Source organism: Brachybacterium halotolerans, assembly GCF_016623465.1.
Taxonomy (GTDB): Bacteria; Actinomycetota; Actinomycetes; order Actinomycetales; family Dermabacteraceae; genus Brachybacterium; species Brachybacterium halotolerans.
Genome location: NZ_JAEDAJ010000009.1, coordinates 78,607 through 98,588 on the forward strand (window position 1 = coordinate 78,607; position 19,982 = coordinate 98,588).

Annotated in this window: 14 protein-coding genes; 8 read left to right on the top strand and 6 right to left on the bottom strand. The window is 72.9% G+C overall.

Annotated features, from left to right (window positions below; translation table 11 throughout):
- Positions 1–13: 13 nt before the first annotated feature.
- The gene (locus tag I8D64_RS13695; RefSeq protein ID WP_200503351.1) at positions 14–1,405 is read right to left on the bottom strand and encodes an MFS transporter; all 1,392 of its coding nucleotides are present in this window, start codon (positions 1,403–1,405) and stop codon (positions 14–16) included.
- A 57-nt stretch (positions 1,406–1,462) separates the two neighbouring features.
- Between I8D64_RS13695 and I8D64_RS13700 the strand changes: the two genes are divergently transcribed.
- Entirely contained in the window at positions 1,463–2,467 is a 1,005-nt protein-coding gene (locus I8D64_RS13700) for a hypothetical protein (RefSeq protein ID WP_200503352.1), read from the top strand.
- Entirely contained in the window at positions 2,464–3,081 is a 618-nt protein-coding gene (locus I8D64_RS13705) for a GNAT family N-acetyltransferase (RefSeq protein ID WP_200503353.1), read from the top strand. Before I8D64_RS13700 ends, I8D64_RS13705 begins: the two co-directional genes overlap by 4 nt.
- Positions 3,082–3,110: 29 nt before the next feature.
- Here I8D64_RS13705 and I8D64_RS13710 read toward each other — a convergent pair whose 3' ends face one another.
- Together I8D64_RS13710 and dnaB are read right to left on the bottom strand one after the other, a co-directional pair.
- Positions 3,111–4,319 (bottom strand): ATP-binding protein, encoded by a 1,209-nt coding sequence (locus tag I8D64_RS13710; protein ID WP_214651267.1) that lies wholly within the window; start codon positions 4,317–4,319, stop codon positions 3,111–3,113.
- Positions 4,320–4,598: 279 nt separating this feature from the next.
- On the bottom strand, positions 4,599–5,978 hold the full coding sequence (gene dnaB, locus I8D64_RS13715; RefSeq protein WP_200503355.1) for a replicative DNA helicase: 1,380 nt from the start codon (positions 5,976–5,978) through the stop codon (positions 4,599–4,601).
- 196 nt (positions 5,979–6,174) lie between these two features.
- Between dnaB and I8D64_RS13720 the strand changes: the two genes are divergently transcribed.
- The 3 genes from I8D64_RS13720 to I8D64_RS13730 all read left to right on the top strand — a co-directional run bounded on the left by I8D64_RS13720 (position 6,175) and on the right by I8D64_RS13730 (position 9,205).
- Positions 6,175–6,627, top strand: a complete 453-nt coding sequence (locus I8D64_RS13720) for a DoxX family protein (RefSeq protein WP_200503356.1) — start codon at positions 6,175–6,177, stop codon at positions 6,625–6,627.
- 149 nt (positions 6,628–6,776) lie between these two features.
- Entirely contained in the window at positions 6,777–7,640 is an 864-nt protein-coding gene (locus I8D64_RS13725; RefSeq protein WP_200503357.1) for an SDR family oxidoreductase, read from the top strand.
- A gap of 59 nt (positions 7,641–7,699) precedes the next feature.
- The gene (locus I8D64_RS13730) at positions 7,700–9,205 is read left to right on the top strand and encodes a peptide MFS transporter (RefSeq protein WP_343068586.1); all 1,506 of its coding nucleotides are present in this window, start codon (positions 7,700–7,702) and stop codon (positions 9,203–9,205) included.
- Positions 9,206–9,304: 99 nt separating this feature from the next.
- Here the strand turns inward: I8D64_RS13730 and I8D64_RS13735 are convergent, their stop codons facing one another.
- Together I8D64_RS13735 and I8D64_RS13740 are read right to left on the bottom strand one after the other, a co-directional pair.
- Positions 9,305–9,811, bottom strand: a complete 507-nt coding sequence (locus I8D64_RS13735; RefSeq protein WP_200503358.1) for a mycothiol transferase — start codon at positions 9,809–9,811, stop codon at positions 9,305–9,307.
- A gap of 42 nt (positions 9,812–9,853) precedes the next feature.
- Entirely contained in the window at positions 9,854–11,977 is a 2,124-nt protein-coding gene (locus I8D64_RS13740) for a hypothetical protein (RefSeq protein ID WP_200503359.1), read from the bottom strand.
- Positions 11,978–12,407: 430 nt separating this feature from the next.
- Here I8D64_RS13740 and I8D64_RS13745 point away from each other — a divergent pair, with 430 nt between their 5' ends.
- From I8D64_RS13745 to I8D64_RS13755, 3 genes are all read left to right on the top strand, one after another.
- Positions 12,408–13,580 (top strand): hypothetical protein, encoded by a 1,173-nt coding sequence (locus I8D64_RS13745; protein ID WP_200503360.1) that lies wholly within the window; start codon positions 12,408–12,410, stop codon positions 13,578–13,580.
- Entirely contained in the window at positions 13,564–14,352 is a 789-nt protein-coding gene (locus tag I8D64_RS13750) for a ferritin-like domain-containing protein (RefSeq protein ID WP_152353709.1), read from the top strand. Before I8D64_RS13745 ends, I8D64_RS13750 begins: the two co-directional genes overlap by 17 nt.
- A gap of 402 nt (positions 14,353–14,754) precedes the next feature.
- Entirely contained in the window at positions 14,755–15,675 is a 921-nt protein-coding gene (locus I8D64_RS13755; RefSeq protein ID WP_246483051.1) for an endonuclease domain-containing protein, read from the top strand.
- A gap of 279 nt (positions 15,676–15,954) precedes the next feature.
- Here I8D64_RS13755 and I8D64_RS13760 read toward each other — a convergent pair whose 3' ends face one another.
- Entirely contained in the window at positions 15,955–19,953 is a 3,999-nt protein-coding gene (locus tag I8D64_RS13760) for an efflux RND transporter permease subunit (protein WP_200503361.1), read from the bottom strand.
- Positions 19,954–19,982 lie beyond the last annotated feature (29 nt).

Sequence of the window (19,982 nt, forward strand, 5' to 3'; positions counted from 1 at the left end):
CCCGCGTCGGATCTCAGGCGCGCTCGACGGCGTCGACGAGGTCGTCGTCCACGAGCCTGTTGGCGCTCGCCCGCCAGCCGGCCACTCCCAGCAGGACGGCGCTCGCCACCAGCAGCCACAGCACGAGCGTCATCGAGCCGGTCGCCTGCAGCAGCGCGCCCATCACGAGCGGGCCGACGCCCGCGAGCAGGTACCCCACGGGCTGGACCATCCCCGAGAGCCTGGCCGTGATCGCGGGGTCGCGGGTGCGGCCGGGGATCATCGCGATCGCGGTCGGGAAGGCGAAACCGCCGATGCCCAGCAGTGCCGCCCAGGCGACGGGCGCGGCGGCCGGCGCGATGATCAGGGCGAGGTAGCCGGCCGCGGTGAGCACGCCGAATGCGAGCGCGAACACGCCCAGGCGCTGGGAGCGCGCGATCACCGTCGGCATCACCAGCCCGCCGATCATGCCCCAGGCGGCGACCTGCGAGACCGTCGCCCCGGCGGCGGCGCCGGAGAGTCCCGCGTCGGTGAGGATCTGCGGGAGGAAGCCGAACTGCGTGTACGCGTTCATCGACTGCAGACCGAACATGAGCGTGAGGAAGAGCGCGGTCGGCGAGCGCCGCAGGGGGACGCTGCGCGCCGCCACGCGGGCTGCGGCCCGGACCCGCGCGCGCTCCGTCGTGGCGTCGGGGGCCGCCGGGTCGGACGCGCCCTGCTCAGGGGGCAGGACGCCGTCGGCCGCGCGCGGGAAGTCGTTGCCGACCTTCGCGAGCACCACGAGGCCGACGAGCACCGGCAGCACCGCGAGCGCGGTCCAGGCCTGCAGAGAGAAGCGCCAGCCGCTGCCCCCGGAGGCGAGCGGGACGGCGATCGCCGGACCGACGGCCGCCCCGACCGAGAGCAGCATCGAATAGGCGGTCATGAGCAGCACGGTGGAGCGTCCGCCGTGGTGCTTGACCCAGGCCGGCGTGACCACGTTGACGAGCGACGGACCCATCAGCGCGACCGCGCTGAGCAGCACGAACAGCCCGAACGAGCCGGAGAGCGGGCGCAGGATCAGCCCGATCGTCAGCAGCGAGAAGGCGAGCACGATCGTCCCGGTGAGCCCGATGCGCCGGGACAGGGGCACCGCGAGCAGGCCGAACGCGCCGAAGCACAGGCAGGGCAGGGCGGTGAGCAGGCCGTCGGCCCAGGCGCCCACGCCGTAGGCGCCGGTGATGTCCTCCATGAGCGGGCCCAGCCCGGACGCGGCGGGGCGCAGGTTCAGCGAGATCGTCACCACGAAGACGATCGCGAGCGCGAGCCCGACGGCGCCCGCGGTGCGGCCGGACGCGGCGGCACGGCCGGACTCGGCGGGGCGCGTCGAGGCCGTCGGGAGGTCGGGATCGGGGGTCGAGGAGGAAGGGGTGTCCGGGGACGTCACCGGTCGATTCTCCCCCTCCTCACCCCCTCGCCGCGCATCGCCCCATACGCTGGACCGATGGAACCGATCCCCCGCTTCTGGGCCTCGCGCACCACCACCGTCCCCACTCGTCGCCGCGGCGAGGTCCCCGTGGACGTGTGGGGGTGGTCGGACAGCTCCCGCGAGGACGCGCTCTCGCGCGCCGAGCGACGGGCGCAGGACCTCGCGGCGCGCGGGATCGAGGACACGCGCGCGGCCGAGTACTACCCCGGTCGGCCCGTGCGCGAGGAGATCCTCGAGGAGGTGCGCGGCGACGACGGCGCGCTGCTCGCCGTGATCACCCGCAACCGCTACGGCGCCGCCGTGCTGAACACGGACGCCGTGCTCATCGCGGATGTTGACCTGCCGGCCTCGGCGCTGGCACGGGGCCGACGGGGATCCGGGCGCGGTGCGGGCCCGGCTGCGGGCGCGGGCGGGGAGCGCCCGTCCCTTCTGGGGCGTCTGTTCGGACGGCGGGCGCAGGCGTCCGCCGCGGCGGCCGACGAGGCGGGCGCCGGGGCCGAGGCGCGCACGGGGACCGGGTCCGACGACGCACCGGGCGTGTCCGATGCGCTCGACGCGACGCCCGAGGCGACGGCCGTGCGCGAGAGGGTCGAGGCCTTCGCCGGCGCCCACCCGGACTGGGGCGTGCACCTGCACCGCACCGCTGCGGGGTTCCGCGTGCTGATCAGCGGGACGGGCGCGGCGCCCGCGAGCGAGCAGGCCCGCGGCATCCTCGACGAGCTCGGCTCGGATCCGCTGTACGTCAGGCTGTGCGCGGCGCAGGCCTCCTACCGGGCTCGGCTCGCGCCGAAGCCGTGGCGCGTGGGCCGCGCGGCGCTGGGTGTGCGCTGGCCGGCGGAGGGCCGGGCGGCCGACGAGTACGCGTCATGGGTGCGGGACTTCGAGTCCTCCTGCGCGGGCAGCGCCGCGTGCCGGCGCGTCTGGTGGAACGGCGTCGAGCCGACGAGCGATGCCGAGCGCCGGCTGCTGACCCTGCACGACGAGCGCTCCGGCGCCGACTCGGGCCAGGCGCTCGCATGAGCGCCGACGTGCGCGCGGTTCGGGACGGGCCCGACGGTCCCGTCGGCCCCGAGCGGAGCACCGAGCGCCTCGACCTCCACGTGCCGCGGCTCTCCGATCTGCCCGAGCTGCACGCCCTGTACGAGGACCCCCGGGTGTGGGCGCACTTTCCGCAGCTGCGGCACACGGACGAGCAGGACACGCGCACGATGCTCGAGCGTTGGATCGCCCAGTGGGAGCGCGATGGACTGGGCACCTGGATCGTGCGCCCCCGCGGAGAGGACGAGCTGCTGGGCAACGCCGGCTGCTCGCTGCGCGGGGCGGCCGACGAGGCGGCGCAGGGCGCGCGCTTCTGGAACCTCGGCTACCGCTTCCGCCCGGAAGCGCAGGGGCAGGGCTTCGCCCGCGAGGCGGCGCGGGCAGCGATCGAGGCGGCCCGCGCGGCGGCCCCCGAGGTGCCGGTGGTGGCCTTCCTGCTCGAGCACAACGAAGCCTCCGCGGCGCTCGCACGGCGCCTGGGACTGGTGCAGCGCTACCGGGGACCCGATGCGGGGAACCCCGATCCCTCGGCGATCCGGCTCGTCCTCTCCGACCGGGAGCTCAGCGACGAGGAGCTGGTCGAGACCCTGCGGTGAGCGTCCCGTCCACGTGACAGGGTCGACTTTCAGTCGCCGAGCAGAGCGAGAGGGACGACGGCGACCCCGTCCGCGCGCCGGTAGGCCTCGGGTCCCGTGGTGAGGACGACGAGGTCGGCGACGTCGTCCCCGAGCTTCTCCCGCAGCCACAGCAGGTGGCGCACGTCGTGGTCGTCGACCGACCTCGCGAGCTTCACCTCGATGCCCACGATCCGCCCGTCGGGCCCTTCGACGATGAGGTCGACCACGCGATCTCCGTTCCGGGTGCGCAGATGGCCCACGTGCGCATCGGCCGCAGTGGCCGACGCGCGGACGGACAGCGTGGCGAGCGATTCGAACAGCGGTCCCGCCATGTGCGCGCCCCGCGGGCCCATGAGCGTCTTCGCGCTCATCCCCAATGCCCTCAGAGCGAGGGCGGGATCCACGAGCTGGTGTTTGGGGGCCTGCTGCAGTCGTCCCAGCGAGATCCGTACGGGCTCCCACGCGGGTACGGGGTCGAGCACCCACAGCTGCGTCAGATGCTCTCGGTACGCGATCGTCGTCGTCTTCGCCGGCTGCGTCCCATCACCGCCCGTCGTGGCATCCATGATCTTGGCGTACGCGGTGGTCGACGACGACGCCGCCGCGTAGGCGGCGATCCATCGGCGAAGCACTCCCGGGCGTCGCACCTTCAGTCCGACCTCGGGAAGGTCTCGATCGATGATCCTCAGGAGGTAGCTGTCCAGCAGGACGCGTCCGGCCCTCGCCTCGGCCCCCATGACTCCCGGGAAGCCGCTGCGCGAGAGGGCCTCCGCGTAGTCGGACGTCGTCCAGTCCGTCATCCCGGTGACCTTGGCGTCCCCCTCGCCGTCCATCATCGCTGCAAGGCTGACGGTCGGCTCGACGACACCTCTCTCGTGCACTGCCATGGGCCGCATCCGGAGCGAGACGATCCGGCCCGCACCACTGTGCGTCCCCTGCGCAGCGGACTCCGAGGCACTGCCGGTGAGGAGGAACCGGCCCGGGCGTGCCCCGGAATCCACTCGGCGCCGCACGACATCCCACACCTCCGGCAGCCATTGCCACTCGTCGAGAAGGACCGTGCCCTGGTCACCGTTCAGCAGCGACGGATCGGATGCCAGGAGCTCGCGCTGCGCGGGATCATCCAGCAAGTAGGCGCGGGATGCCCTCCGCAGGGCCGTGCCCGACTTCCCGACGCCTTTGGCCCCGTCGATCGCGATCGCGGGCAACGAAGGCATCAGCGCGTCGAGCGAGCTGTCGAGACTTCGTCGTCTGTATCCCACGATTCCCCCCTGACGTGCACATCTGACGCCACATGGCCGCGCGTACGCTACCTTCAGCAGGACTTTTACGCTACCTTCAGCACGGATTCGACGCTACCATCAGCACGAGAAGGATCTGCAGGACACCCGCACAGGAGCGAGCCCCCGCTCCACGAAGATTCCGGGCACGCAGGCGTGCATCCCGGCTCGCCATCCTCATGTCTACGGCGGCGCTCAGTGCCGCCGCGCCACCGCTCACCCGCCGGTGAAGCCGCCGCCTCCGGGCATGTCCTTGAAGCGCGAGTAGTGGCCCTCGAAGGCCACGGCGATGGTGCCCACGGCGCCGTTGCGGTGCTTGGCGAGGATGAGGTCGGCCTCGCCGGCGCGCTGGGACTCCTTCTCGTAGTAGTCCTCGCGGTGGATGAGCACGATGAGGTCGGCGTCCTGCTCGATCGAGCCGGACTCGCGCAGGTCGCTCATCATCGGCTTCTTGTCCTGGCGCTGCTCGCTGCCGCGGTTCAGCTGGGAGATCGCGATCACCGGGACCTCGAGCTCCTTGGCCAGCAGCTTGAGCGCACGGGAGAACTCGCTGACCTCCTGCTGCCTCGACTCCACGCGCTTGCCGGAGCTCATGAGCTGCAGGTAGTCGATGACCACGAGCTTGAGGTCGTGCTTCTGCTTGAGCCGGCGGCACTTCGCGCGGATCTCCATGAGCGACATGTTCGCGGAGTCGTCCATGAACAGCGGCGCGTTGCCGATGCGGCTCATGGCGCGCGCCATCGCCTGCCAGTCGCGGTCGTCCATCGAGCCGTCGCGCATCTTGCCCATCGGCACCTGCGCCTCGGCCGAGAGCAGACGCATCGTGATCTCGGTCTTGTCCATCTCCAGGGAGAAGATGACGCTGGTCTGGCCGTTGTGGATCGACGCCGAGCGCAGCACGTCCATGCCCAGCGTCGTCTTCCCCATCGCGGGGCGGCCGGCGAAGATGATCATCTGGCCGGGGTGCAGGCCCTGCGTGATCTCGTCGAACTCGGAGAAGCCCGTGGGGATGCCGGTGACCTGGCCGCCGCGGTTCTGCGTGGCCTCGATGACGTCGATGGTGCCGCCGATGACCTCGGACAGAGGCAGGAAGTCCTCGCTCTGGCCGCGCTCGGTGACCGCGTAGACCTGCGCCTGCGCCTCGTTGATGACCTCCTCGACCTCGCCGCCGTCGGCCGCGTAGCCGAGCTGGACGATGCGGGTGCCGGCCTCGACGAGGCGGCGCAGGGTCGCGCGCTCCACGACGATGTCCGCGTAGAACCCGGCGTTCGCGGCGGTGGGGACCATGTCGATGAGGTCGGCGAGGTAGGCGCCGCCGCCCACGCGCTGCAGCTCGCCGCGCTTGGTGAGCTCGTCGGAGACGGTGACCAGGTCAGCGGGCTCACCGCGCGAGTAGAGGTCGGTGATGGCGTCGAAGATGACCTCGTGCGCGGGGCGGTAGAAGTCCGAGCCGCGGGCCTTCTCGACGACGTCGGCGATCGCGTCCTTGGACAGCATCATCCCGCCCAGCACGCCGCGCTCGGCGGCGAGGTCCTGCGGCGGGGTGCGCTCGAGTCCGCGATCGGGGCCGGGTTCGAAGGCGTCGTTCTGGGTCACCGGGACAGTCTAGGGAAGAGGGCCGACGCCGCCCGACGGGACTGTGGATCCACGCGGCTCGCGTGTGGAGTCGCACGCCGCCCTTCCCAAGTCTTTGATCTTTCCACTACCGTGGGCGGCCACCGCCCGACGCCGGACGCTCGCCGCGGCGGGCGCGGGCCCGGGTCGACCCCCGCATCCGACGGAAGGACCCCTCATGGCCACCTCCACCGCACAGCGCCACTCGACCGCACGCGACCTCGGCCTGCTCGTCGCCCGCATCGTCCTGGGCGTCGTCTTCACGGCCCACGGCATCCAGAAGATCTCCGAGTGGGGACTGGACGCGACCGCGCAGAACTTCGCGGGCATGGGCGTGCCGATGCCCGAGCTCGCCGCCCCGGTCGTGGCGATCCTCGAGCTCGCCGGCGGCATCGCCCTCATCCTCGGCGTGCTCACGCCGTGGGTCGGGATCCTGCTCGCGATCGACATGCTCGTCGCGGCTCTGCTCGTCCACGTGGGCTCGGGCGTCTTCGTCGACGGCGGCGGCTGGGAGCTCGTGGGCGGCCTCGGCGCCGGTGCGCTGGCGCTGGCCGCGACCGGCTCCGGCCGCCTCTCGCTGGACCACCTCTTCGTGGGCCGGCGCTCGGGCCGCCGCTCGGCGCGCGCCTGAGCCGCGCTCGCGCGACCACGCGACCAGCACGCGACCGATAGGACGACGGCCGACGGACCGACGGGCCATCGGCGACGTCCACGGGGCACGATGGGTGCGGAGCGATCCGCGCTCCTCGTGCCCCGTCGCGTTGCAGGAGGTCCCGTGCCATGGCAGGTTCCGCACGATCCGAGCAGCCCGGCGAGCCTGTGCCCGCGACCGCATCCGCCCACGGGCCCGCGTCTGCCGCCCGCGTGGTCGTCGTGGGCGGGACGGGCACGATCGGCGCGAAGCTCGTGCGCCTGCTCGAGGCCGACGGCCATGAGGTGGTCGTCGCCTCGCCCTCGACGGGCGTGGACGCCGTGACCGGCGCAGGCCTCGAGGATGCCCTGCGCGGCGCGGACCTGGTGGTCGACACCTCGAAGCCCCGCTCCTTCGCGCCCGAGGCCCTCGAGGCCTTCTTCACGACCGGGATCCGCCGCCTGCTGGGCGCCGAGCGCGCCGCGGGCGTGCGCCACCACCTCTCGCTGTCCATCGTCGGCGCCGACCGCGCGCCCGACGTGCCCTTCTACCGGGCCAAGGCAGGCATGGAGCAGGAGGTCCGCGACGGCGGGATCCCCTGGACGATCCTGCACGCCACCCAGTTCTTCGAGTTCGCACGCGGCATCGCCGAGGCCGCGGAGCGCGCGGACGGCCCGGGCGGGCCCGGCTCCACGACCCTGCTCCCGCCGATCCAGGTGCAGCCGATCGCCGGCGACGCGGTCGCCGCGCATCTCGCCCGGCTCGTCGCCCGGATCCTCGGGGCCGACGGGGAGAACGGCGGCGACCTAGATATCGCCGGTCTCCACCGGATGTCCCTCGCCGCGTTCGTGCGCACCGCCCTCGGGGACGACGCGCCACCGATCCTCGAGTCATCCCGCGCCCCCTACTTCGGCGGCCTGATCAGCGAGGACACCCTTCTTCCGGGCCCGTCGGCCCGCCGGATCGGCCCCGCGCTGAGCGAGTGGACGGGCAGGGAGCGCGGCGTCTGCTAGGTCACGACGAGCGCGCACGGGTTTGTGCCCGGCGCGCAGCGGCGGCACCATGGCGGCCCGTGAATGCCACCCAGCACCCGGACCGCACCGAGGCGGTCCCCTCCCCAGCATCCGGCGATCCCGCGGCCCCGCACCACGGCGGCCGCACGTTCTTCGGACAGCCCTGGCCGCTGATGAACCTGTTCAGCCTCGAGATGTGGGAGCGCTTCAGCTTCTACGGCATGCAGGGGATCCTCGCGATCTACATGTACTTCGCGATGACCCAGGGCGGTCTCGGGATCGACCAGGGCGTCGCGACCTCGATCGTCGGCGCCTACGGCGGCGCCGTGTACGTGTTCTGCATCGTCGGCGCCCTCGTCTCCGACCGGCTCATCGGCCCCCAGCGCACCCTGTTCGCGAGCGCCGTCCTGATCATGCTCGGCCACATCTCCCTGGCGCTGCTGCCGGGCGTGCCGGGCCTGGTCACGGGCCTCCTGTGCGTCGCGATCGGCTCCGGCGGGCTCAAGGCCACCGCCGCGACCCTCGTCGGCTCGCTCTACGCGGTCGACGACCCCAAGCGCGACGCGGGCTTCTCGCTCTACTACATGGGCGTGAACATCGGCGGCCTGCTGGGCCCGCTCGTCACCGGCTTCCTCCAGCAGAACTGGGGCTTCCACCTGGGCTTCGGCGCCGCCGCGGTGGGCATGGCCGTCGGCCTGGTCTGGTACGTCCTCACCCGCGGCTCCCTGCCCGCGAACGCGAACCGCGTGCCCGATCCGCTGCCCCGCTCCCGCTTCGTCCTGTGGGGCGTCATCGCCGTGGTCGCCGTGCTGCTCGTCGTGATCCTGGTGCTCGCCGGCGTGATCAACCCCGGCAATCTCGCGAACATCGTGGTGGGGATCTCCGTGGTCGCCGCGATCATCATCTTCGCGATCATGCTGACCAGCTCCAAGATCACCGCGACCGAGCGCTCCCGCGTCATCGCCTTCATCCCGATGTTCATCGGCACCGCCGCGTTCTTCGCGCTCTTCCAGCAGCAGTTCACGGTGCTCGTCGTCTACGCCGACGAGCGGCTGAACCGCAGCATCCTGGGCTGGGAGATGCCGATCTCCTGGCCGCAGTCCTTCAACCCGCTGTTCATCCTGCTGCTCGCGCCCGTCTTCGCCGCCCTGTGGACGAAGCTCGGCCGCCGACAGCCCGGCACCCCGGTGAAGTTCGCGATCGGCATCCTGCTGGTGGGGGTCGCCTTCCTGCTGTTCGTGCCGATGGCCCCGGTCGCCGGCGTCCCGGTGCTGTGGGTCGCGCTGATCCTGCTGGTCGCGACGCTCGGCGAGCTCTCGATCTCGCCCGTCGGCCTCTCGCTCGCGACCCGGCTCGCGCCCGCCGCGTTCCCGGTGATGATGATGGCGCTGTACAACCTGGCCGTCGCGCTCGGCACCGCCCTGTCCGGCTCGCTGTCCACGCTCTACTCGGTGGACCACGAGGTCGCCTACTTCGGCATCACGGGCCTTGTGACCATCGCGGTCGGCCTGATCATGCTCGCGATCGCGAAGCCCGTCACCCGCGGCATGGCCGGGGTGCACTGAGCCGCGCACCGACCCGCGGGCGCCTGGGGTGCCCGCGGGTCGTCCGGGCCGCGCGGCGGGTCGACTGGGGCGCGCGGGTCGACTGCGCCGGGCCGCGGGTCAGGCGCGGGGGATGCCGGCCGCGTAGGCGGCCTGGCCCACGTGCTGGGCGGCGTCGTCGATGACGCTCACCAGACGCGCGCCGCGCGTGACCGGCGGATCCCAGGCATCGTCGATGACGACGCCGAGCTCGTCCTCGGAGAGGGTGCGCAGGTAGGCGATGAGCGCGTCGGTCGCGGCGCGCACGTACTCGGCGAGCAGGGCGCCGTCGGTGACGACGACGGAGTGGGCCTGGTCGGAGCTCTGGCCGTAGCCGACGGCATCGCCCAGCTCACCGAGGTCGAAGCGCTCGCGGAAGCCGAGGCTGCGCCAGACCTCCTGGTCGCCGGACAGGTCAGCGAGCTGCACGTCGATCTCGCGTCCCGTGTGCCACAGCAGCCAGGCGATGGAGTTCGGGTGGCCGCCGGGATGCTGGACGAGCAGCTCGGGGGTGAGCGTGGGACGCAGGGCGTCGACGGCGTCCGCCGGGCGCGACGCGGCGTCGATGAGGATGTCGATGGCGTTCATGTCCCTCACGCTACGCCCCGGGTCCGACGGTCCGTCGGCCGATCAGTGGGGGTCGGACGGGAGCGAGGGGCCCGCGTGGCGGGGTGCTCCGCCCGATGACCAGTGGGCGATCTCCTCGGCGATCCGCACCGCCTCGTCCTCGCGGCCCAGCTGGCGCCAGGCGCGCTCGGCGCGGCGCGCGGCCTTGAGCGCCCGTGAGCGGTCGCCGCGGGCGGCGAGCATCGCGGCGTGGCGGTCCTCGAGGTAGGCGCCCCAGTAGGAGGCGCGCGCCTCGTGGCCCTCCGGCACGCGCTCCAGGGTCGCCATGGCCTCGCGTCGGGCCTTCTCGTACGGGGTCCGGGTCTTCGCGGGCGCCTCGTCGGCGCCGCCGGTCCTGGGGGTCCCGTCGGCCCCACCGGTCCCGCCGGTCCCGCCGGGAGCACCGGCGTGCCTGTCGCCGGCGTCGGCTACTGCCCTGAGCTCGGCGGCGGCGCGCAGGCCCTCGGCGATCATCGCGCCGATGCGGGCGTCGGCCTCGTGGTCCCAGAGCAGCACATCGGGCAGGCTGCCCGTGCCGCGCTCGGAGCGGACGCGGCGGACGACCTCGCGGGACGCGGCGGCGGCCTCCGTCGGCCGTCCCAGGTCCAGGGCGTGGCGCAGCACGAGGGCCTCCGCGTCGAGCTCGGCGCGGATGAAGCGCGGCCGCTCGGCGAGCGGGGTGAAGAGGTCGTCGGCGACCCAGCGGGCGTCCGCGGCGGAGAGACGGAGCTGGTCGAGCGCCTCGAGCCCCTGCCCCTGTTCGTGGTGCAGACGGGCGAGCAGGCGCGTCGCCTCGAGGCGCGAGCGGCGATCGCGCAGCTGCGCGCTCAGGGACTGCACCTCGCTGAGGGCGACCATGGCCCCGTCGTAGCGGCGCGCGGCGACGCGCTGCGCGCCGACCGCGAGCAGCGGCTCGATCCTCTGCTCGTCGTGGGGGAGGGTGCGGGTGAGGGAGGCCAGACGACCGGCGGTGAACGTCGCCTGATCCTGCAGGTCGCAGCGCACCAGCGCGCGCAGCAGATCGGTGATGAGGCCGACGCGCAGCGGCGGGTCCTCGACCTCGCGCAGACCCTCGAGGGCCGCGAGCGCATGGCCGACGGCCGCGAGCGGGTTCTCCTCGAGCAGCGTCCGGGCGAGCAGGGCGTGCGCGGAGACGGCCACGCGCGCGGCATCGGCGAAGCCGCCCTCGCGGGCCTCGAGACGGGAGGCCTCGTCGAGGACGTCGAGCGCGAGGCGCGTCGCCTCCGGCAGCCAGCCGATCGCCTCGAGATCCTGCGCGTAGCGCACGGCGAGCAGCGGCCCGGGATCGTCCACGAGCGGCACCTGCAGCTCCGGCAGGGCGACGAGGGCCTCGCGCAGCGCGCGCTGCTCGACGTCGACGGCGCCGGGCCGCGGGAGCTCGAGGCAGCCGACGACGGCGAGCAGACCGGACGGGATCGCGTCGCCATCGCGCCGACGGCGGTGGCGCCCGTGGGCTCGCGCGTCCCCGGAGGCTTCGGCCGCTGCGGGGGACGACGCGACGGGGGACGACGAGACGGCACCGGAGCGGCTCGACGCCGCCGAGCCATGGCGGGTCGGGGCGGCCAGGCGACGCAGGTGGGCGCCGAGCACCTCGAGGGTCGCGCCCGCCTGCTCGGGGGCGCCGGCGTCCTCGATGGTCCGGACCATGTCCCGCACCAGCTCCTGCAGGGCGATCAGGTCCTGCGGGCCCGTCCGATCCTGCTCGGCGTGGCCCCCGCGCGCAGTGGACTGGTCCGGCCCGGGGAGATCGTCGCCCGCGCCTCGCTCCTCGTGCGCGGCGAGAGCCGCGGTGAGCTGGGCCCGCAGCAGCTCCAGCCGCTGGGACGGCGGCGCGGGGATGTCGCGGAACCGCTCGGCGACGTACAGGGCTTCGGCGAAGCGCTCGGCGTGGACCAGGTCGCGCACGCGGACGGCGGCCTCGCGGACCCCGCGGGGCGGCGGCAGCGGCGTCTCGGGGCCCCGCAGGGCCTCGCGCAGCCGGGCCAGCGAGGGCACCTGCACCGGGACCGCCGAGAGATCGGGGACGCTCTCGCCCGCACCGCCGGGTCGCGCACCGTCACCGGGTCGCGCGCCGTCACCAGGGTGCGCCGCTCCGGTCCCGGAGGACGCGGAGCGGGGAGCTGTCATGGGGGCAACTTACCAAGGAGCGCCGCCCAGGGTCTTGTCGGCAAATGCGTCGACGGGACTCGCGGACGGGGCGCAAGCCACCTCCCACCCCATGTCCGCTTCGTCCGGTTCCGTCGGTGCGCCGCGCCGCCGCGCGTCGGCCCTCGTCATGGGCGGATCACGCGGGGTCGGGGCGCCCCCGCGCGCCGCGTCGGCCGCTCACGGGGCCGACGGGTCTCCTGAGGCCCCGCCCGCCCCGACGTGGACCCGCTCACAGCGCCGCCCTGGATTCCCACGAGCACCCGGGCGTCACTAGGATGGACGGGCATCCGCTCCCCCGTGGAGCCCGGGCCCGACCGCCGCGGTCCGCAGCGACGGCGTCCCGGACGTTCCGGCGACAACCGATGCTTCCGCGGCCCATCCCCTCGCGCGCCAGGAGGTTCCAGCACCCGTGAGCGCTCCCGCACGGCGCGGCTCCAGCACCCGGAGCCGCACCCCACGCCCGACGCCGCGCCCCGTCGCCTATCACGACGACGCGCCGCGCGAGGGCACGCGCGTCTTCTCCGACGGCTCCGTCGCTCCCGTGCTGCGCACGTCCTTCGACGTCAGCGCCTACACCATCGAGGTGCCCGGGAAGATCGACGTCGACGCCGAGGAGATCGCGCGCACCGCCCGGGAGCTCACCGCGGATCCGCACGGCATCGAGGCCCGCGACCTCGAGGACCTGCGACGCGACCTGGCGTTCCTCCACTCCCTGGAGTCCACCGCGCTCACCGAGACCCGCACGATGTACAGCTCGTGGACGTCGAACGAGGCCCGCATCACCGCGTTCCTGGCCAGCTGGCTGTGGGAGCGCCACTGGTGGGCGCACGCCCTCCAGGAGATCGTCGAGGCCCTGCCCGGCGGCGGGCACGACGCCGACCGGCTCCACCTCCCGCATCCGCGCCTTCCGCATCCTCATCTCCCGCACGCCGCCGCCGCGCTGCGCCACGCGTACGTCGAGCGCGCGCTGCCGATCGTCGGCCCGGGATGGACCTGGCTGGCCGGCGAGAAGGTCACCGCCGGCCACATGGCGCGCATGGCGATCCAGGAGGGCGGGCTGCGGGCGGCCGTCGACGCCCTCCTCCCCCGCGCCGCGCAGGTGCCCGAAGCGGGCCGCGTGCTCGGCGAGCTGCTCGCGCGCCGCACCCGCACCATGGAGTTCTTCCGCCTCGAGGCGATCGCCCGGATCACGCGCTCGCGCGGCGAGGCGATCGCCGCCCGCGCGGTCCTCGCCGTCGGCGGCGACCCGATGCGGCCGGCCGGACAGCACCTGCCGGGCGAGGAGACGGTGCTCCCCAGCATCTTCCGGCGCGCCTCCGACCGCGCCGCCCTGCGCTCGGCCCGCTTCGAGATCACGCGCCTGCTCCCCGGGCCCGACCTGCACGGTCTGCTCGGCCCGGCCCGCGCGATCCGTCGCGGCGTCGGACGCGCCGGCGGCGTCGTCGCCCACGCGGGCGGTGTCGTGGCGCAGGCGGGCGGCGCCGTCGCCCACGCGGGCGGTGCCGTGGCGCAGAAGGGCGCCGGGATCGTGCAGCAGGGCGTCGGACGAGCGGACGGAGGAGCCGATGGCATTCGACCTTGAGAAGTTCGCGGAGACCTCCGAGCCCGTGGGCTGGGACGACCTCGACTTCGACACCTTCGAGACCCAACCGCTGGACGAGCCCACCCTGCGCTCCCTGCGCTACATGTGCGACGTCGAGTACCACACCTCCTGCTACCTGCGGGACATGCTGGTCACGCCCTCGCGGCGCGAGCACGCCACCGGCGGCTTCATGACCGTGTGGAACCGCGAGGAGTTCTGGCACGGCGAGGCCCTCGCCGCCGTCCTCCAGCGCCACGGGATCGTCGTCGACTACGACGAGCTGAAGTCCAAGCGCGTGAAGCTGGGCTGGACCCAGGCGCTCAGCCCCCTCAAGCAGTCCGCGCTCTCCAACCTCGCGGGCACCGACTTCGTGGCCGTGCACATGACCTGGGGCGCCGCGAACGAGCTCTCGGCCGTCGCCGCCTACCGTCGGCTCTCCGCGATGACCGACCACCCCGCGCTCAGTCCCCTGCTCAAGCGCATCGCCCAGCAGGAGACCCGGCACGTCGCCTTCTACACCACGCAGGGCCGCGAGCGCCTCGAGGCCTCCAAGAAGGCGCGCCTGGCCACCCGCCTGGCGCTCTCGAAGGCGTGGCGGCCCGTCGGCTCCGGCGTCATGAGCGACGACGAGGTCGTGCACGTCATGGGCCACCTCTTCGGCGGCCGCGGCGAGGAGCTCGACGCCCTCGACAAGAAGATCCAGAAGCTGCCGGGCCTCGACGACCTCACCATCTTCCGCAACGCCTTCGGACGGATGGGCATCGCCATCTGACCGGTGGCGGGCCCGCGGGAGGGTCCGGTCGCCGCAGGATCGCCGCAAGGGTCCGCCGCTGCTGGCTGGGGAGTCGTCATGGTCTGCGCCGAGCGCGGTCGGTGCGCAACATGGTCGGCGGCCGGCATGGTCGGCGGGCGTCATGGAGCGGCGTATGCGGGACATCTCTGCCGTATATGGCAGAGACGTCCCGCATATACCGGTCGGTGACAGCAATGCGATGAGGCGCACCTCGGATGAACCCGGTACGCGACTGTGCGGCTGTGCGCTGCTCGCGCCGCTGTCCGCTGGCCGCTCGCCGCTCGCCGCTCGCCGCGGGCCGTCGGTCCTCCCCATACCCGCTTGGTCCACATTCGGGCTGTCCCACCCCCACACCCGGGACGCAGCTGGTGGCATCGCCCCATGAAGATCCCCGGAGTCATCCGCAAGCCCCGGCTCCCGAGCATCGAGCCGGACCCGAACGTCCGGCGTCGACTGCTGCGCGACGGCGCCATGCGCTCCGCGGGCCAGTGGTACGTGACGCCCGAGGCACCGGACGACCTCGTCGCGCTGCTCGAGATGGACATGCGTCCCACCTGCCTGGACGCGGCCGCGCTGCATGGCCTCTGGGTCCCCGTCGGGCACGGCGTCCATGCGTTCTGCCCGCGGGTCACGTCGGCTCCCGCACCCCCGCCGATGTTGACGCAGATCCGCCGCAGGATCGATCCGAGGACCGGGCGACTCGCCCCACCTCCGCAGCCCGGACCCGGCGAACCCCGGCGCCCGCTGGAGCCGCTGATCCTGCACCGGCCCAGCCTGCGCACCTGGCCGGACGACGACCCGGTCCCTGACATCACCCTCACGCTCGAGCACGCGGCCCGATGCCTGACGACCCTCGACGTCGCCATCCTCATCGAGTCCGCGCTCAACAAGGACGTGCTCAGCCGGCGACAGCTCGACGACCTTCTGGCCGGACTCCCCCGCAAGAAGAGCGCGTCGCTCGGCCGGGTCCGCTCGGACGCCCAGTCCGGCACCGAGACGGCTGTGCGCTGGTGGCTCGAGCAGCGCCGCGTGCCCGTCCGCACGCAGGTGCGCGTGCTGCCCGGGATACGCGTCGACATCCTCATCGGCACGAATTGGCTGAACGAGTGCGACAGCAAACGTCTCCACGACGACCCCGAGCAGTACCACGAGGATCGTCGGCGCGACCTGACCCTCGCCGCTCTCGGCTACAAGGTCACGCGGCTGACCTGGGAGCAGGTGTTCCTCACCTGGGACAGGACCCCTGCCGTGCTCATGACGCTTCTCCAGCGCCGCCTGCACCGCAGGGCCCTGCCGGTGTGACGGACAGGTTCGCGCTCGACCGAGCTGTGCGGGGGCCCGCACCTCGGCCAGGCCGCGTCCCCGTCAGGGCCCGGCGAAGACAGCGCACGGCTGCGTCACGGCCCCGGCTGCGACAGCGCGGCGGGGCGGGTGTCGTGGAACGGCGTATGCGGGCTCTCTCTGCCATATTTGGCAGAGAGAGCCCGCATACGCCGTTCGCCGACATCGACGAATCCACAGCAGTCGACCCGCACCCGCCCCGCGGCGGGACCGGCCGCCTCGCGGCGGGGCCTTCCCCGCTCAGCGGCGGAAGCGGTTCCGGATCCTGCGCAGCGGACCGCCGCGTCCCGACGAGCGTCGGGCTCCGGCCGACCCGGACTCCGCGCGACTCTCATCTGCGCCGCCACGGCCGGCGGCGTGCGCACCGCTCTCCCCTGAGGGAGCCGTGTGCGCGGGGCCGGGAGCCCGGTGCGAGTTGGCCGAGGTGTCGGAACCGGACGACGCGTCGGCGCTCGGTGAGGCACCGTCGGCCGCCCCCTCCGGCGATGTGCCGTCGGCCGCCCCCTCCGTCGCGGCGCCGGCGGGCGCCTCGGCCGGCGAGGCCGGGGAGACCGGCGCAGATGCCGAGCCCGCTGCCGCCGGGACGCCGGCCGACCGAGTGGACGCCGCCGGGGCCGAGGCCGCAGTATCGGCCGCCGCCCCAGGATCATCCGTCGCGGTGCCCGGCCCGGACGACGGGGACTCAGGACCCGACGAGCCCGACGCCGCTTCCGACGCCGTTTCCGCCGCCGTGCCCGACGCCGCGGGCGCAGACGCCGCGGGCGCACCCGCCGCGCCCGTCGTCGCGCCCGACGCCGCGGGCGCAGCCGCCGCGGCCGCCGCGCGCTCGCCGAGCTCCTTGGACTGCGCCTCGCGCTTGGCCTGGGCGTCGCGCTCCGCCGTCTCGCGACGATCGCGCTCGGCGGCCTCGCGACGCAGGCGGCGACGCTCGCCCGGGCCCTCGGTGAGCCGGTAGAGCACCGGCACGATCACCAGGGTGAGCAGGGTCGACGTGACCAGGCCGCCGATCACGACCACGGCCAGCGGCTGGGAGATGAAGCCGCCCTTGCCGGTGATGCCGAAGGCCATCGGCAGCAGCGCGAAGATCGTCGCCGCCGCGGTCATGAGGATCGGCCGCAGACGCTTGGCGGCGCCCACATGGATCGCCTCGTCCAGGGCCATGCCCCCGCGCCGGTACTGGTTGACCAGGTCGATGAGCACGATCGCGTTGGTGACCACGATGCCGACCAGCATCAGCAGGCCGATCATCGAGGGCAGCCCCAGCGGGACGCCGGTGAGGACCAGCAGACCCAGCGCGCCGGTCGCCGCGAACGGGATCGACACCAGCAGCACGAGCGGCTGCACGAGGGACTTGAAGATCCACACCAGCAGCACGTACACCAGCAGGATCGCCGCGAGCATCGCGATGCCCAGCTGGCCGAACGTCTCGTCGATGTCCGAGGCCGAGCCGCCGAGCGATGCCTTCACACCGCTGGGCAGGTCCGCGTCGTCGATCGCCTTCTGCGCCGCCTGGGAGACCGCGCCGACGTTGTCGCTCGAGGTCGGGGCGAGGGAGACGGTGACCGTCTCGACGTTGTCCTGCGTCGCGATCGAAGGCCGGGACTCCTCCTCGCTGACCTTCGCGACGTCCGTGAGCGGCAGGCCCTCGGCGAGGTCGAGGTCCTTGAGCTTCTTGAGCGTGGTGACGTCGTCCTTCTGCTCGACGTAGATGTCGAGGTCCTCGTCGTCCAGGGTGATGGTGCCGACGGAGCCGGGGTTCATCTTCTGGGCGACCAGGCCGACGACGGTCTGCTCGGTGAGGCCCTTCTCGGCGGCCTTCTTGCGGTCGACGGTCACCACGGCGGTGGGCTGGTCGCCCTCGAGGTCGCTCGTGACCTCCTTGACGCCGCTGGGGGCCGGGTCGAGCTGGTCGAGGATGGCGTCGTTCGCCTTCTTGCGGTCCTCGGCCGTGGGCCCCGTGATCTGGATGTCCACGGTGCTGGAGCCGGTCGCCGACGTCATGTCGGCCGCCTCAACGTCCCCGGGGTCGGGGAGGTCCTGCAGGGTTCGGACCATCTTCGTCTGCAGCGCCTGCTGGTCGGAGTCGGCGTCGGTGGTGATCGAGAAGCTGATCTCGTTCTCCCCGCCGCCTCCGGCGCTGAAGCCGCCGCCGTCGCCGCCGGAGCCGATCGTGGTCTGCACGGTCTCGACGCCGTCGAGATCCATGAGGGCCTTCTCGGAGTCCTTCGCCTTCTTCGAGGAGTCCGCCAGGCTCGTCCCGGCGGGGAGGGTCTGGGTGATCGAGGCGATGTTCTGCCCGGTGTCGCCGAGGAAGTTGATCTTCAGCAGCGGCGTGAGGAACACGGTGCCCACGAGCACGAGGATCGCGACGGCGACCGTGATCAGGCGCCGCGGCAGCGAGTTCAGGGTCAGGCGCAGCACGGGCGCGTAGAGGCGGTGGAGCCAGGTGCGCTCCTCGCGCGCCTCGGCGGCCTCGCGCACCTTCGCGACCTGCGCCTCGTCGTCCGGATCATCCGGCACCGGCTGCTTCTTGGGCGGGCGCAGGAACCAGTACGCGAGCACCGGAACGATCGTGAGCGCGACCAGCAGCGAGCTGAGCATCGCGATCGCGACGGTGAGGGCGAACGGTCGGAACAGCTCCCCGGCCATGCCGGCGACGATCGCGATCGGCAGGAACACCACCACGGTCGCGAGCGTCGAGGCGGTGATCGCGCCCGCGACCTCCTTGACCGCGTCCAGGATCGCCCGTCTGCGGGTCTTGCCGTAGGCCAGGTGTCTGGTGATGTTCTCGATGACCACGATCGAGTCGTCGACCACGCGGCCGATGGAGATCGTGAGCGCCGCCAGGGTCAGCATGTTCAGCGTGTAGCCCGTGACGAGCATGCCGATGAACGCGATGAGCAGCGAGGTCGGGATCGAGATCGCGGTGACGAGCGTCGGACGCAGGCGCCGCAGGAACAGCAGGATCACGCCGACGGCCATGACCAGGCCCAGCAGACCCTCCTCGGCGAGGGACACGATCGACTCGCGGATGAACGGCGCCTGGTCGAAGACCACGTCGCTCTTCGCGTCGCCGCCGACCTCGGCCAGAGTGCTGTCGAGCTTGGAGGAGACATCCTTGGAGATGTCCACGACGTTGCCGTCCGAGGTCGCGGTCACCATCATCACGAGCGACTCGCGGCCGTTGGTGCGGGAGATCGAGGTGGGATCCTCGGTGGTCTCCTCGACCTTCGCGACGTCGCCCAGGGTGCTGACCTCCTGCTGACCCTGCTGGCCAGCCTGGCCCGACTGGCCCTGCTGACCCGACTGGTCCTGGCCCGACTGGCCCTGGTCGGTCGCGGCGCCCTGGTCGGCGCCCGCCTGGCCCTGCTGGCCCGCCTGACCCTGCTGACCCGACTGGCCTGCGGCGTCGCCGCCGGACGCGCCGTCGCTCGACCCGTCGGCCGATCCGCCGGAGGCACCGGAGGAGTCCGACGAGCCGGAGGACGCACCCTGCGAACTGGGCATGACGACCATGCCCTTGAGGTCGTCGATGCTGGTCATCTCGTGGCCGATGACCACGTCGATGCTCTGCTTCTTGTCGGTCACGCTGCCGCCGGGCAGGGAGAGGCCGTTCGCGTCGAGCGCCGTGGAGATGTCGTCGTCGGTGAGGCCGCGCTTCTTCATCTCGTCCTCGTCGGGCGTGATGCGCACGATCTTCTCGGGCGCACCGATCACCGCGACGGAGGAGACGCCGTCCACGCGCTCGAGCTCCGGGGTGACGCTCGTGTCGAGGCGGTCGGCGAGCTCGGACGGGTTCAGATCGGAGGAGACCGACAGCACCACGGCCGGCAGATCGCTCGTGCCGCCGGAGATGACCTGCGGGTCCGCGCCCTCGGGCAGCTGGTCGTCGATGCGCCCGATCGCGGCGTCGACCTGGTTGGTCGCGCGTGCGGTGTCGGTGCCGTAGGTGAGCTCGACGGTCACCACCGAGACGCCCGCCTGGGAGGACGACGAGGTCTTCTCGACGTCCTCGATGCCGGTGACCGCCTGTTCGACGGGCTTGCTGATCTGCTTCTGCACCTGCTCCGAGGAGGCCCCCGGCGAGGTGGTCATCACCTGGATCTGCGGGAGCGAGACGGAGGGGATCAGCTCCTGACGCATGGTCGTCATCGCGAAGATCCCGATGATCGAGACGGCGATGCAGACCAGCGCGATGAACGGGCGATTGTTCAGGCTGAGCTTGGCCAGACGGTTCATGAGTCTCCTGGGCCGATGGGCCGGGACGG

Coding starts and splice junctions, on each gene's coding strand:
- I8D64_RS13700 (WP_200503352.1), top strand. CDS start 1,463: ATGGAACCGATCCCCCGCTTCTGGGCCTCGCGCACCACCACCGTCCCC.
- I8D64_RS13755 (WP_246483051.1), top strand. CDS start 14,755: ATGAAGATCCCCGGAGTCATCCGCAAGCCCCGGCTCCCGAGCATCGAG.
- I8D64_RS13710 (WP_214651267.1), bottom strand. CDS start 4,319: ATGCCTTCGTTGCCCGCGATCGCGATCGACGGGGCCAAAGGCGTCGGG.
- I8D64_RS13725 (WP_200503357.1), top strand. CDS start 6,777: ATGGCAGGTTCCGCACGATCCGAGCAGCCCGGCGAGCCTGTGCCCGCG.
- I8D64_RS13740 (WP_200503359.1), bottom strand. CDS start 11,977: ATGACAGCTCCCCGCTCCGCGTCCTCCGGGACCGGAGCGGCGCACCCT.
- I8D64_RS13735 (WP_200503358.1), bottom strand. CDS start 9,811: ATGAACGCCATCGACATCCTCATCGACGCCGCGTCGCGCCCGGCGGAC.
- I8D64_RS13705 (WP_200503353.1), top strand. CDS start 2,464: ATGAGCGCCGACGTGCGCGCGGTTCGGGACGGGCCCGACGGTCCCGTC.
- I8D64_RS13750 (WP_152353709.1), top strand. CDS start 13,564: ATGGCATTCGACCTTGAGAAGTTCGCGGAGACCTCCGAGCCCGTGGGC.
- I8D64_RS13720 (WP_200503356.1), top strand. CDS start 6,175: ATGGCCACCTCCACCGCACAGCGCCACTCGACCGCACGCGACCTCGGC.
- I8D64_RS13760 (WP_200503361.1), bottom strand. CDS start 19,953: ATGAACCGTCTGGCCAAGCTCAGCCTGAACAATCGCCCGTTCATCGCG.